The following is a 13,701-nucleotide window of genomic DNA, read 5'->3' as shown; positions in this document are numbered from 1 at the left end:
GGCGCCACGGTGGACTCGGACGCGGTGCGGCGCCCGAGCGAGGACGCGGCCGGGAATGCACGGCGCGACCATCCTTGGGCGTGCAGGTTCACCGCGGATGCGCTGGAGTGGGGCTCATGACGGAAGCAGCCCTGGAGGCCTTGGCGCGGCAGGCGCTGGAGCGGTGTCGCGCCGCGGGCGTTCGCCTGGCGGTGGTGGAGGCCTGCACGGGCGGCCTGCTGGGTGCGACGTTGACGGAGGTGCCCGGCGCCTCCGCGGTGGTCGAGCGCGGCTTCATTCCCTATTCGTACGAGTCCAAGGTGGAGCAGCTCGGCGTGCCGCTGGCGTTGCTGCAAGCGCATGGCTCCGTCAGCGCGGAGGCGGTGGAGGCCATGGCCCAAGGAGCCCTGGCGCGCTCCACGGCGGACTGGGTGCTGGTGGAGACAGGCATCGCGGGACCCGGAGGCGGCATGCCGCAGAAGCCCGTGGGCCTGGCCTACCTCGCGGTGCTCCAGCGGGGTGGACAGGCCACGGTGGAGCGGCACGTCTTCACGGGGGACAGGGCCAAGGTCCGGCGCGCCATCGTGGGACGGGGGCTGGCGCTGCTGGTGGAGCGGCTGGGCGCATCCTGATGGCCTCTGGGAGCGCGAATGCAATCGGGGGCAATGCGATGCCTTGAAAGCACTCATGCTGCCGTCCGTGGGTGGCCAGGTGTCAGTGAATGGCGCACGCAATGGAGGTAGTGCCATCAGCAGAGGCGCCGCAAGGCGCTCCCTGGCTGCCCTGCAACTCAGGCCGGGTCCTCATTCCTGGGACGGACATCGATGCCCACGAATCTTTCGGTCACCAGTCTGGGGATGCTCTCGTCGGTAGGGTACGACGGCACGCTCAACACTGCGCTGGGGCCTCCTCGGCGGAGACCGGCCGCGCCCAGGGTGCTGGGCAAGCGCAAGGCGCAGTAGGGAATCGATTCTTCCATGAACTACTTCATGATCGAAACCTTGGGCGACACGAACGACAGTTCGCTCTGTCTGCTCGAGAGCGAACCCGAAGGAATGGGTCTGGAGAGCTATTACCTGTCCGTGGGCAAGAAGGCCGCCCCCTTCTTCCCAGCGGACGCCAGGCTCCATATGAGCGAGGCGTACCCAGGCATTCAGACGGGCTCTCTGATAGGGAACTTCAAACGCTTCCTCATTGTGGATGCGAAGACTCGCGAGATATTCGAGCGACGGTGCGCGGGGATGGAGGTCGAATACCTGCCCTTCACCCTCTATAATCACAAAGGGCGCATCCATTCGCGCGACTATGGGTTCATCAATCCCATTGGTGCGTTTGACTGTCTGGACTTCCAGGAGAGCCAGCTTGAGTATCTGGGCCAGGACATCGTGCGGATCGAAGAGCGAGTGCTCGACCCGCGGAAGTTGAAACATGCGCCGGACTTGTTCCGTATTGACAGGGACACGCAGCGATATGTGGTCAGCGAGCGACTGGTAGACGCACTCGAGGCGTCGGATCCCACCAATATCCTGGTCACGGAGTTGGCGCAGTCGGGTCACCTGTGACTGTTCGCGAGAATCCCGTGACCTCGAAGTTTCTGCCGGTATTTGCCAAGAATGCACTGCATGAGGCACTTCCGCCGCAGGGGCACCTGAATGGCGCCCCGGCTGCGGAACGCCAACTCCATGGCCAGGGCATGCCGCCTTCGCATGGGCGCCGTCGTGAGCGCCTCCAGGAGTGCCTGAGGTGTCAGTGGCTGGCCCGCGAGATACCGCTGCCTGGCGTCCAGTTTCGGCATGGATAGCGCAAGAGCGATTCAACTCCTGCGCGGTTTCCTGCCGCCCAGATGCGCCATCTCCGCGAAGATATCGTCCGGCCTGGTCTCCAAGGCGCCCTCGCGTCCCATCCATGGACATAGACGATAGGTGCGCGCTTCGGAGCGAAGGCCCAGCTCGCTCGCGATGCGAAGCAGCGCCAGCCCCTCTATGAAGACGCGGCTTCGCGGCTCAAACGTCGAGACATCCGCGGACCGCGGTCTCAAGTCTTCCAGCTCCAAGCAGTGCCGGTCGATGACCGCTTCCAGGGCTGACTCGAATTCCTCGTGAGCGTCCTGGTGCAATGCCTGGCATACGTCGAAGCGGGTGGAGTCGATGCCCGCGACAGCCCTCTTGAGCTGCTGGAGGACAGCCTCCCGAGCTGCTGGCTCGGCGCGTTTCAAGGATTGATGGAGATAGTGCTGGTACGCGAAGTCATCTTCGTACTCTCCATCCGGTATCCACGCAGAGGGAGACAGGTCGCCAATCTCGACAGCCAGCGCGATGTCGCCTGCGGCCACAGCACAGAAGAAGGCCTCGCTCCGGCTCCTGGCGCAGCGAAAGTCGTTCAGGGTGGCCTCGTCACGGAGGCGACGAAGGAAGTCCCGGCGTGCCAGCGCCGCCCAGCACAGGTGCTTCTGGAAGCTCTCCCTGTCCGCTGCCACGAGCAAGGCACAGCAGGCCGTCGCCTGGAAGCATTGCTCCACTTCCTCGTAGACCGTTCCCAGCTCCGCCGCGGGACGGCCGCCCGCAATGACGGCCAGATGCTCCCGGAGCTCTTCCATGATTCGCTGTTGCTGGGCGTGCAAGCTCATCCAGGTGGACCTTCCGACCGGCTCAAGACTCAAACTCATCAATGGGCGTGAAGCGGAGGCCCGTGAACCCCTCGTCCTCCAGTGCCGCGGCCAGGTCCGGATGAACCAAGACGTAGTATTCGAGGTGCCGGAGCCGGAACAGGAGCAGTTCGGGATGGATGGCCTCCGGCTTGAGCACGAGCCTGGTGCAGGAGCTCATCTTCTCCGGATCGATGTTGTTCCATCGATACTTGGACTTGTCCTTGTCGATGCAGTCAACGACATTGAACGGATTGATGATGAAATAGTCGTTGCTGGCCAGCTTCTGTTTGTGGTCGAGAATCGAGACGCGAAGGAATTCGACATCGCGCGGACGCCTCGCTTCGATGGCCTCCTTCAGCTTGTGGGAGACGACCAGGGCCCGGTTCAGATTGCTGATGTTGTCCGCCAGGGCCACGTACTTCCGGTGCTTGGCGGACATGGCGAAGCTCGCATCGGCCGGAAATCCATCAGCCCGGCTGATGCCTTTGCTGAGCTGATATTCGTCATCGACGTTCTGGACGCCATCCAGGACACAGAAACGCTCTCCGACATCCCACTCCCAGACGACAGGCATGTCGCTCACATTCACCTCGAGCCTCAGAAAGGCAGTTTGATTTTCTTGAAGATGGAATCCATCAGCGAATACGTCGCGCCGGGAGAGCGATGACTGGGAGTCTTCCCCATCGAGAAGGGGTAGTACCACTTGCGCGCGAAGCCCTCATCATGCCGGTTCTTCCAGCAGAGCTTCGTGCCCCCTTTCCGCGCGCCACGGGACTCCAGGCGTTCGCGGAACTCACTGCTGGCACTTCTCAGCTCATCCTTCAGCTTCGCGATGTCGACATCATGAACCTCCTTCTTCGAGGTGAGCGAGCACCAGACGTTCTCCTTGAGGTACTTGGAGACCTCGTCCGTATAGCCGTCCCGGGTGTTGTGGTCGACCTGGTGGGAAGGAAGGTCCTCCGGGCTCTCCCCATCCGAGTCGCGGTACTGGCGGTTCAAGGGAAGTCCGATGAGATTGTGCGCGGAGTTGATGTCCCACGGCGTCACCCACAGGCAGGCCTCCAGGTAGTCGGCGAGGGTTGGGGACTGGGGGTAGTCCGCCCTTCGCTTTCCCACGGAGGAAATACAGACGATGTGGTGTGCCTCCCAGTACCCGGGCCGCTTGAAGCCCGTGGCGCAGTTGCCTTGAAATCCACTCACCCGCTCCGTGACGATTTCTCGCTTGCGCGTCTTTGTAATGTGTTTTTCAAGGCTCATTGGACACCTTCCGCAATCACTGTCAGTGGACGCTGGAGCAGGGGCCCTCGCTCGAGCAGCAGGGCGGCGCGATGACCGTCATCGCCGGACACCAGAATCAACGCATGTCTTCCTCGACCGTAGCCTCGGGCGAAGGCCCGCGCGGCGAGGCAAACCGAGACCAGCGGGGACACCGTACCCACCTCGCCGAAGCTCATGGCTGGAATGACCGGCTGCCAGTCACCGACGCGACATATATCCCGCGCTCGAAGCAACGTCTGTCCCCACTCCCGGGCACGGAACTCTTCCCCGTTGAGGTCCAGATAGAGGCTTCCTTCTGGAATCGACGTGGCCGCTGCCCGGGCCAGGGCCGTTGCAAGGACCTCCTCCAGCGCGTGGCCGGTGGGAGGCGCCTTCGCATCGAGACTCCGCGGTTCCTGGGCCGTCGTCGGCTTGAAGAGGTAGGCGACGGGTGGCGCTGCGCGCTCCCTGGCTGGGTCCCGACGTTCCAGCAGCAATGCCACGGCTCCTTCGCCCGGCATGTACCCGACCGGGTGATCCGGTGTCTTCAGTCGCCGCGCATCGAGCTGTGCCTCAATCCGCTCTGGAGACACGAGCGAATCGCACGCCAGCACCAGCGCCTGGTCGCACCGCCGCTCGGAGAGCAACGCCATGGCCTTCTCAAGCGCGTGAATGGTCCCACCGCGCTCTTCCTGGAAGAGATGAAGTGACGCCGGTGCGGGGATGAAGCGGGCCTCGGCCTGGAGCCGAGACGCCAGTAACTGTGCGACGTCGGTGGAGTCCCGTGGCGGATTCGTGCCCTGTCCCAGGCTGCGAGGAAGGCAAAGAAAGACATCGAGCTGTCCCCACCAGGTCCCGTGGGCGGACGCTTCCAGGTCCTCCAGTGTCGCGATGGCGAGCTGAACGAGCCGACCGATTCCCTCGAAGCCCTCCGTCAGGGGCCCCGCCGTGTGGCCCACGAGTGCGACACGCTCGTGCGTGACTTCATCAATGCATGTGCTCTGAGCCAGCTCGCTGGCCCGGACGATTCCCGCCCGGGCTGCCGCCGCGGCCTGGACGACAGCGCCCAGGGAGGTCGCCGCGCCCATGGCGCGAAGCGCGAATGTCATGGATTGGTGGGATGCCACCAGACTTCCCTCCCAGTGTCAGAAACCTTCATTATGCCACTGGATGGCGCCTGACGCGAGGACCGCGGGCCTCTGGATGGGCCCGATGAGGTGCTAGCGCTTACCCGCGCAGGCCCTCGGCGAAGGGGCGGCTGTACGACGACGCCGGTGTCGCGCGTGCTTCCGTCCACGCCTGAAGCTGCGTGGACACCCAGCGGCGCGTGGGCACCTGAATGGCGCCCCGGCTGCGGAACGCCAGCTCCAGGGCCAGGGCATGCCGCCTTCGCATGGGCGCCGTCGTGAGCGCCTCCAGGAGTGCCTGAGGCGTCAGTGGCTGGCCTGCGAGATACCGCTGCCTGGCGTCGAACCGGGGCCGGTTCTCCTGCCACCAGGCCGCGACCCGCTCCGCGTGAGGAACGGGCAGCGCGTCCTCGGGCTTGAGCTTGAGGTCCGCATCCAGATCCTCGGACTCCAGGGGCGTGGGCTCCTCGGGCTCTTCTTCTGGGGGCCTGACGAATGGCCCTTCGATGCGGAGTCCTGTGATGGCGCTGAAGGCCTCGCCCGCGAGCGCGGCCGTGGCCTTGTCGTGCATCTGCTCCAAGCAGGCGTCCGCGGCCGCCAGCCGTCCAGAGAAGCCAAGCGCCCACAAGACGTCAGGCCGGCGCGGCTCCACGGAGAGCAGCCCCAGGAGGACCTTGAGGTCACGCTCGTCGCCATTCAGGGCCAGCGCGAGCAGCGGCATCCGGCCTCCACGCCCTTGAGGCTCCGCGGCAGCCTGGCAGGTGGCCCATGCATTCCGGTGCCCGGCCTGGAGGCCGGCGGCGATGGCGGCCTCCCGAAGCAGCGGAGCCTTGGACTCCAGCGCGCGTTGAATCGCGGTGGGCTCAACCGCTACCCGGCTGCGGCTGGCGGCTCGCAGCGCGGCGGCGGCGACCAGGGGATGCGGATGTGTGACGAACGGCTGGCACAGCGGAGCGTCGACAAGGCCCTGTGCGCCGAGCGTGTCCAGGGCGAGCGCCTGGAGCTCGGGGCGGGTGTCGCCCTGCTTCAACAGCGACGACAGCCCTGCGCCGAGGTCGGGCGGGCAGTTGAGTTCGAAGGCGCGTTGGAGCGGCGTGAGCGTGGGGGGCTCCGCCTCGGCAAGCGCGGCCAGGAGCGCGGCGGGCCCAGTCGGCGCATCGCTTCCAAGGAGCGCCAGGGTGGCTGCGACGATGCGCTCTGGCTCTTCGGACGTGAGCGCGGGCTCGAGCAGCCGCCGGGCAACCGGCGCTCCTCCGAGTACCAGCCCATCCACGTGGGCCGCGAGCTGTTCCTCCAGCTCCGCGACGTCGGCCAGGGTGAAATCGGGAGCGTCGAGGGCTTGCTCCCACTGGCTCCATCGGAACGCGGCCTCGTCGAGGTGCGTTTCATGGATATCCCAACGCAACAACCGTCCATCACGTCTGGTCATGGTCGGGCTCGGAGGGTCAGACCTCTTTGTCGCAGACAAGACACTTGGGCTTTCCTTCGCTTCCACCCATGGTGATGACAGGGCCCTGCATGACGGGGAACGGCGGCGTGTTCTTGTCATTGTGGAGCATCAGGTCGAAGGCGCGGGCCACGTTCTTCCCTTCGAACTTCACGTCGAAGGAGAAGTTGACGAACTCCGCCTTGCCCTTCGTCTTGCCGGAGGCCACGCCGCCGCCCGCGGTGCCGGCTTCGTCGCCGGTGCTCATCTTGAAGTTGGAGTCCTTGACGCAGACCGGGTTGCCGGCCACGGAGACCTTCTTCGTGCCCTTGTCGGTGTCGGAGGACTGGGCCACGTTGGGGTAGGGGATGGGCACGGGACCGGCCGGGCTGGGCGTATTGCACACGTCCGGGAAGGCGACGGTGACGCCGCCGCTGTCCTTCGTCACCACGGACATCTTGTTCACACCGGTATTGACGGGCATGCCAACCACCTCCAGGGGAGCAGGATACCCCAGTGGGGCCACGCGGTGCGAGTGGCCACTGCCCCATTGCAACGGCATGGCCTGAAGACCTCATGCGCGACTACGTCTACGTCAGCGAACTGCCCTCGACCTCACACGTCCTCGCCCAACTGCCCGTCTGGCTCTACGACGACAACCGCTGCCACCGCACTGCGGGCTGAGGGTGTCCCGGTGCTCATTCCGCAGTGGCTGCTGGCGCCCGTACATGAGAGTGCTCACGCACCCTCGGCGCACCTTCTCCACCATCCTCCTGACCGCCTGCTACATCAGCGGGCACGGCTCAAACAGGGTGCGCGTCAACAGCGTATCGGAGAACATGTCGGAGGATCGGCTCAGTAGATGCGGCAGCGGTCGCCCATGCCAATGTACTTCACGCCCGTGATTCCCGCTGCATCAACAACCGCACGCAGGTCGTCACGAATGAGAATGACGGAAGGCATGGATTTGAGGCGAAAGAGTTTCGCTTCGGGAGGAATCCGGTCTTCGAGGACATGAAGCCGGAACAGGCCAGAAAGAATTTCTGGCTCCAAGCCAAGCTGTTCTACATCGCTTCGCTCCAGGTCAATGCAGTCGTGCTGGTCGAGCACGTTCGCGACGAAGAAGTCCTTGGCTGCAATCCGGCCTTTGTGATTGGCGATGGAGACGGAGAGGAACTCGATGTGGGCGGCGGAATGCTCAGCGAGCAACTGTTTGAACCGGTTGGAGACGATGGCGAACTGTACGGTGTTTGCAATGATGTCTGGGATCGCAAGCCCCTTGTTCTCTCCATCCATCTGGAGCACCACGTCCACGGGGAACCGCTCGTCCATGCGCAAGCCGCGACTGATGCGCCAGCTCGTGGCGCGGATCGATTCGGGCTCTTCGTTGATGACGCAGTTCTTCGGCTCCCGAACAGTCGAAAGGATGAAGAAGGATGGCATGGGGCAGTTACCGTGAGTCGAGTCGTTCGAAAAGATTGTTGAGGTGAGCGCCAGGTTCCATGACGCCAGCTTTCCGGATGTCCTGGCGTGTTCGATTTGAAAAGGCGTGGAGCTGTTCTCCAAAACGAGGCAGGGTCTCTGACCGATACCCCAGTGGGGCCACGCGGTGTAAGTCGAGCAGCCGCGCAGCCGGAGCGCGGCGGCGTCGCTGGATACATGTCCCTACGCCGGCTTCGCTCAGGCCGCCTTGGGCGCGCTCACACCCTGGGCGGTGACCTTCAGGCCCCGCACGTCGTGGAGGCCCTCTCCCAGGGCAACGTGTCCACGCCAGAGGAGCGTCACCTGCTCTTCGTCGGTGTCCAGCGTCACGGTGTCCAGGTGCATGGTGGGCGTCGCGTCCTCGCCGCCCGCGAGCGCCACGGTGACGACCGGCGCGGACTGGCCAGGAAGCGCGAAGGACAGCCGGCCCTTGGGCGAGACGCCAGCGATGATGACCGGCTCGTCCCCCTTCAGGTAGCCAGGGGCGATGAGGCCCGGCGCGGCGGCGTTGAAGAACCGCCGGTCGAAGTCCTTGGGCAGCATGGGCTTGCGCGTCTTGTTCCAGGCCTCGTCGTAGGTGCCGCCGTACCTGGCGCGAGGTTGCCAGTGCGGGGAGATGAAGCCGAAGCCAGCGGGCACCACCTTCTGGCCGAAATCACGCAGGGGCTCCGTGGCGGGGTCCTCCAGGTTGGGCAGCTTCAGCCCCTCCTCGAAGTGGCGAGGACTGGCGCGGAAGCCCACGCCCACGGGGTTGCGTGGCTCGAAGGAAGGCTTTGCGGCGTCCGTCCTGTCCCAGCCGCCGAAGGCGCGCTCCCACGTGAGCGGGATTTTGTCGAAGGGGAGCGGCCTGGTGGCCGTGACGTGCCCCATGCTCTTGAACCAGGTCCGCTCGCCCACGACGCGCACGGCCTTCTTCAGTGGCCCGACCTGAAGCGCCACCAGCGCCTCCGTGGCGCCTTTCTGGGGCGGGTAGGCATGGCCAATCAGCGCCACGTCCGTGGCCAGCTTGATGAAGGCGCTCTCGGGTTCGTACTTGTCGCTGGCCTCGCCGGGCTTGCCCCAGGACTCACCGCGCCACGTCACGGGCACCTGCTCGTCCGCGAGCTTCAGCCCGGAGGGCCCGATGGCATATGTGGCCTTCACGACGAGCAGCAGCAGAGGACGCCCGTCCTCGTCGGCGAGGCCCATCATGTCGAAGGCGAAGGGGGTCTCGTTCTCAAGGGTAGGGTGGCCCATGGCTTTTCGAATCGGCGGGCAGGAGGTCCGGCTGCGCCAGCGGAGATGCGCAGTGTAGCAGTCATGCCTCGGGTTGTTCCGCGCGTGCCGTCACTTCGCCTACCACGCCCCCACCGTCAGCAGGCCCACCAGCCCCGCGTAGAGGGGCACGTTGAGCGCCAGGGTCAGCCGGTTGATGCGGCGGAACCGGGCCTGCGCTTCGTCCGCGAACCAGATGCCGTCCTCGCCCGTGGTGCGGCCCTCCACGGCGTGGAAGAACAGGGCCGCGTAGGCGACCTCGACGACCAGGCTCACGAGCACCAGGCCCAGGAAGGCCAGGGCCCACAGGTCCTCGGGGCCGAGCACGCCCAGCCACCGCGCCCGGCCCCAGTACAGGCCTCCGAGCACCAGCGCGATGCACGCCACGTCGTGGGCCACGCCATACGGGGGCCGCCAGCGCTTCACGCCGTAGAGCAGGTACAGCTCCGCCACGCCTCGCAGCCACATGAAGGCGGCGAACGCGCCAAGCACGCCTCGGGCCTCCTCCGGCACCGCCGCGTCCAGCGCCACCAGCGGGCACGCGAGGAACCACAGGAACACCGCGTAGAAGAGCCACGCCAGCTTGGGGCCGGAGATGCGTCCGCCTCGCGAGCCCTTCACGTTCTGCGCGTGGCGGAACCCGCCCGCCGCCACGATGCAGACAGCAGCCAGGACGGCGAGGAGGGCTCGGGTATGCGGAGAGGGCATCGGGAGGGGCGTGCGTGCTGGAGGACCTGCGCCCGGAGTTTGCAACGCCCTGGGCATGGCATGGATGCACGGACAGGAGGGGCTCATGCAAGCCCCTGACCTGATTGGACAGAGCGCGCTCCACGGGGCACGCTCCGCACACGCGCAGCGACGCGCTTTGGTGGGAGGCGGGCTTCGATGAGCGTTGGTCCCGGGGTGAGCCCGGCTGCACAGGTGTACATCCCGCTGCACACGGCGCCCCGCGTCGAGCGCTGGGGCTGGGTCTGGCCTCGCTGGAACGACCCGCGCCTGCCCTTCGCCTTTTTGCTGACGCTCTACGGTGTGCTCGGCTTCACCTTCTTCGGCTTCAACCGCAACCCGTGGCAGATGGCCACCATCGTGGTGACGGGCAGCGTGTTGGACGTCGCGCTGGGCTGGGGGCTGAAGCGGCAGAAGGTCGTGCCCCTGAGCGCGTACATCTCCTGCTGCTCGCTGGCGCTGCTGCTCAACTATTCGCATTCGAGCTGGCTGCTCCTCCTGCCGGTGTGGATTGCCATCGGCTCGAAGTACGTGCTCACCTTCCAGGGCCGCCACGTCTTCAATCCGTCGATGTTCGGCGTGGCCATGTCGCTGCTCTTCACCCGGGAGCTCATCACCGCCGCGCCCGCCTACCAGTGGGCCAACGGCGAGGTGGCCCTCTCTGCCTTCATCCTCATGGCGGCGCTCGTGCTCTTCTTCTTCCGGGTGGGGCGCGGGTGGTTGGTGGTCAGCTTCCTGGGCTTCTACGCGCTCCAGACGGCGCTGCGCGCCTACGTGCTCCGGCACCACCTGCCGCCAGAGGTCCTCTTCCTCGGCACGCTGGGCGCGCCGTCGTTCTTCATCTTCGTCTTCTACATGCTCACCGACCCGGCCACGTCTCCGGGCACGCGGCGCGGGCAGATATTGCTGGCGCTGGCGGTGACGCTGGTGGACCTGGTGCTGCACTTCAAGGAGAGCGTCTACACGTTCTTCTATGCGGCCCTCACGTGCGCCGCGGTCCGCTTCCTCTTCCTCCACGCGCGAGCCGCATGGCGGCGCGGGTGGCGCGAGTCGCTGAGCACGCTGGTGTCCTCCGGCTGGCTGAAGCGCGCCGCGGTGGTGGGCGGCCTGGGTGGCCTCATGGTGGGTGGTTACACCCTGGCCGCCACGCCCGGCGTCCGGACCATGCCGCTGGACTTCCGCATGGAGCGGGTGGAGGCGCGGGCCGCGGGGCTTGGCTCCACCATGGGCAACACGCTCGAGGAGCTGGACCCTCGGCTGGCGCACGTCGCGAAGTGGCTGGTGGCGGTGGGGGATGCGGTCGCCGTGGGGGACTATGACGGGGATGGCCGGCCGGACCTGTTCCTCACGCACCCGCTGGCCAGGCCCGAGGACCACGCGGTCCTCTATCGCAACCTGGGCGACCTTCGCTTCGAACGAGTGCCCGTGCCCGCGCTGGAGCGCTTCACCACGCGCTACAGGGAAGAGGGGCTGCCGGGCGGCGGCACCTTCGTGGACTGGGACGGCGACGGCGACCTGGACCTCGCGGTGGCGGTGGCCTTCGGGCCCGTCCGGCTGCTGCGCAACACGCTGCGGGAGACGGGCACCGCGGGCTTCGAGGACGTGACGGAGGCGGCGGGCGTGGCGGACCACGCGGTGAGCCTGGGCCTCACCTTCCTGGACTATGACCGGGACGGGAACCTGGACCTGTTCGTCCTCAACGTGATGACCACGCACCTGCCGGGCTACGAGCCTCCGGTTGCGCTCAACCTCTTCCGTCTGCCCGAGCCCGAGCACGCTGAAGACCGCCGCATGTTCCGCTTCATGCATGACGGCTGGCACAACGCGGCCAACGGCGGGCTCAACGCGCTCTACCGGGGCCGGGGTGACGGCACCTTCGAGAAGGTGGACATCGCCGCCATGGGCATGCCGCAGACGCACTGGTCGCTGGCGGTGAGCACGGTGGACTTCAACCGCGACGGGTGGACGGACCTGTACGTGGCCAACGACTTCGGACCGGACGACGTCTATCTCAACGAGGGCGGCAAGCACTTCCGCCGCGTCGCGGGCCGGCTCTTCGGTGAGATTGGGAAGGACACGTACAAGGGCATGAACGCCTCCGTGGCGGACTTCGACCGCAACGGCTGGTTGGACCTGTACGTCTCCAACGTCCACCACTCGCTCCAGGCGGAGGGCAGCCTGCTGTGGATGGTGGGCCCCGGGAAGGACGCCTTCACGCCGGAGTTCCGGGACGAGGCCACCTTCCGCGGCGCGCTCAACGAGCGGCGCTTCGGCTGGGGCGCGGCGGCGGGAGACCTGGACAACGATGGCTGGCCGGACCTGGTGCAGGCCAATGGCATGGTGGATGACCGCCTGGACGCGGCGCGGTGGCGCATCCCCGACGGCCAGCGGAAGGACTACTGGTACGTCAACCACAAGCTGATGCAGTCCGGCCCGGAGGTCCACACGTTCGCGGACAAGTGGGGCGACATCCGGGGCCGCACCATCTACCCGAACGAGGCGCGCCGCGCGTATCTCAACCTGGGCGACGCGAAGCCCGGCCACTTCGTGGACCTGGCGCGCGAGCTGGGGCTGGACGACCCGGACAACTCGCGAGGCGTGCTCCTGTCGGACCTGGATGGGGACGGCGACCTGGACGCCCTCATCACCAACCAGCACGGGCCGGTGTCGCTGTACCGCAACACGCTGCGCTCGGAGGGGCGCCAGGATGCTCACTTCGTGGGGCTCACGTTGGTGGGCCACGGGGGACGCACGCACCGGAGCGCGGTGGGCACCCGGGTGGTCGTCTCCTACCAGGAGGCGGGGAAGCAGGTGGAGCAGGTGCGGGAGGTGGGCTTGATGGGTGGCTTCTCCGCGTCCGCGGACGCCCGGCTGCACTTCGGGCTGGGCCGGTACTCGGGGCCCGTGACGGCGCGGGTGCACTGGTACGGGGGGGACGTGCAGGAGGTGTCGCTGACGCCGGACCGCACGCATGAGCTTCGGCAGCCCCCTGACGCGGCGGTGTTGCAGGGGCGTGCCCGGCCATGATGTCGCCGCTCAAGGGCTCGACGGTGCGGCGTGAGGCGCTCACGGATGCGCAGCGGGGGCGGATGCTGGCGCTGATGCAGCGCTGCTACACGGGCGTGTCGCCGGAGCGGTTCGCGGAGGACCTGGAGGCCAAGCAGTACGTCATCCTCCTCCACACCCGGCGAGGTGGGGAGCTGGTGGGCTTCAGCACGCTGCGCGTCGCCGAGGAGCTCGCGGACGGGCAGCAGGTGGAGGTGGTGTATTCGGGCGACACGGTCATCCACCCCGACTGGTGGGGGCACAAGGTGTTGCAGGTGTGCTTCGGGCGCTTCGTGTTGTCGCGCAAGCTCCGCCACCCCCTGCGGCCGGTGCACTGGCTGCTGTTGAGCGCCGGCTTCAAGACGTACCTGCTCGCGGTGAACTACTTCCCCAGGACGATGCCTCGGCGGGACTGGACGCCGCCGCCCGGCCGCGCCGACTTCCTGCACGCGCTGGCCGCCCGCTGGTTCGGCGCGCAGTACGACGCGGCGCGGGGCACGCTTCGCTTCCAGGGCGCGCACTATCGCGTGCGGGATGGCGTCGCGCCCATCGACCGCGCGACGGCCCTGCACCCCGACATCGCCTTCTTCGCCGAGCGCAATCCGCGCCACGGCGAGGGCGAGGAGCTGGTGTGCCTGGTGGAGATTCGCTGGTGGGACCTCTTCCTCGCGCTGGGGCGGAGCGTGTCCGGGCAGCTTCGAGGCTGGGCGCTGCGCGGGTTGCGGTACGCGGGTGTCCGCGTGGGGACGTGAGGCTGA

13 protein-coding genes are annotated in these 13,701 nt (G+C 66.8%); 4 read left to right on the top strand and 9 right to left on the bottom strand.

Features of this window, described 5'->3' with window-relative positions:
- Positions 1 to 116 precede the first annotated feature (116 nt).
- A complete protein-coding gene (locus tag KGD87_RS24885) occupies positions 117 to 611 on the top strand; it encodes a CinA family protein (RefSeq protein WP_284663095.1) in 495 nt (164 codons plus the stop codon).
- 345 nt (positions 612 to 956) lie between these two features.
- Positions 957 to 1,541, top strand: a complete 585-nt coding sequence (locus KGD87_RS24880; RefSeq protein WP_284663094.1) for an imm11 family protein — start codon at positions 957 to 959, stop codon at positions 1,539 to 1,541.
- 251 nt (positions 1,542 to 1,792) lie between these two features.
- Here KGD87_RS24880 and KGD87_RS24875 read toward each other — a convergent pair whose 3' ends face one another.
- The 9 genes from KGD87_RS24875 to KGD87_RS24835 all read right to left on the bottom strand — a co-directional run bounded on the left by KGD87_RS24875 (position 1,793) and on the right by KGD87_RS24835 (position 9,880).
- Entirely contained in the window at positions 1,793 to 2,605 is an 813-nt protein-coding gene (locus KGD87_RS24875) for an Imm49 family immunity protein (RefSeq protein WP_284663092.1), read from the bottom strand.
- Between the two features lie 22 nt (positions 2,606 to 2,627).
- Positions 2,628 to 3,200, bottom strand: a complete 573-nt coding sequence (locus KGD87_RS24870) for an imm11 family protein (RefSeq protein WP_284663090.1) — start codon at positions 3,198 to 3,200, stop codon at positions 2,628 to 2,630.
- 23 nt (positions 3,201 to 3,223) lie between these two features.
- Positions 3,224 to 3,883, bottom strand: a complete 660-nt coding sequence (locus tag KGD87_RS24865) for an AHH domain-containing protein (RefSeq protein WP_176411668.1) — start codon at positions 3,881 to 3,883, stop codon at positions 3,224 to 3,226.
- Positions 3,880 to 4,992, bottom strand: a complete 1,113-nt coding sequence (locus KGD87_RS24860) for a hypothetical protein (RefSeq protein ID WP_284663088.1) — start codon at positions 4,990 to 4,992, stop codon at positions 3,880 to 3,882. Before KGD87_RS24860 ends, KGD87_RS24865 begins: the two co-directional genes overlap by 4 nt.
- A 118-nt stretch (positions 4,993 to 5,110) precedes the next feature.
- Positions 5,111 to 6,439, bottom strand: coding sequence for a TIGR02270 family protein (locus KGD87_RS24855; protein ID WP_284663087.1), 1,329 nt, complete (start codon positions 6,437 to 6,439; stop codon positions 5,111 to 5,113).
- Positions 6,440 to 6,455: 16 nt separating this feature from the next.
- Positions 6,456 to 6,920 carry a DUF4150 domain-containing protein gene (locus KGD87_RS24850; protein ID WP_284663085.1) on the bottom strand — a complete coding sequence of 155 codons (465 nt, stop codon included), beginning with the start codon at positions 6,918 to 6,920 and terminating at the stop codon, positions 6,456 to 6,458.
- 371 nt (positions 6,921 to 7,291) lie between these two features.
- A complete protein-coding gene (locus KGD87_RS24845) occupies positions 7,292 to 7,879 on the bottom strand; it encodes an imm11 family protein (protein ID WP_284663084.1) in 588 nt (195 codons plus the stop codon).
- A gap of 237 nt (positions 7,880 to 8,116) precedes the next feature.
- Positions 8,117 to 9,154 carry a DUF2169 family type VI secretion system accessory protein gene (locus tag KGD87_RS24840; RefSeq protein ID WP_284663083.1) on the bottom strand — a complete coding sequence of 346 codons (1,038 nt, stop codon included), beginning with the start codon at positions 9,152 to 9,154 and terminating at the stop codon, positions 8,117 to 8,119.
- Positions 9,155 to 9,253: 99 nt separating this feature from the next.
- A complete protein-coding gene (locus tag KGD87_RS24835) occupies positions 9,254 to 9,880 on the bottom strand; it encodes a hypothetical protein (protein WP_284663082.1) in 627 nt (208 codons plus the stop codon).
- A gap of 177 nt (positions 9,881 to 10,057) precedes the next feature.
- Here KGD87_RS24835 and KGD87_RS24830 point away from each other — a divergent pair, with 177 nt between their 5' ends.
- Complete coding sequence (locus tag KGD87_RS24830) at positions 10,058 to 12,925, top strand: FG-GAP-like repeat-containing protein (RefSeq protein WP_284663081.1); 2,868 nt, start codon at positions 10,058 to 10,060, stop codon at positions 12,923 to 12,925.
- Positions 12,922 to 13,695 (top strand): hypothetical protein, encoded by a 774-nt coding sequence (locus KGD87_RS24825; protein WP_284663080.1) that lies wholly within the window; start codon positions 12,922 to 12,924, stop codon positions 13,693 to 13,695. The genes KGD87_RS24830 and KGD87_RS24825 overlap by 4 nt, the downstream gene beginning before the upstream one ends.
- The last annotated feature ends 6 nt before the right edge of the window (positions 13,696 to 13,701 follow it).

Origin of the sequence: Myxococcus sp. SDU36 (assembly GCF_030168875.1) — a bacterium.
Classification (GTDB): domain Bacteria; phylum Myxococcota; class Myxococcia; order Myxococcales; family Myxococcaceae; genus Myxococcus; species Myxococcus vastator.
The sequence above is the reverse complement of the archived record's forward strand: the minus strand, read 5'-3'. Positions and strand labels throughout refer to the sequence as shown.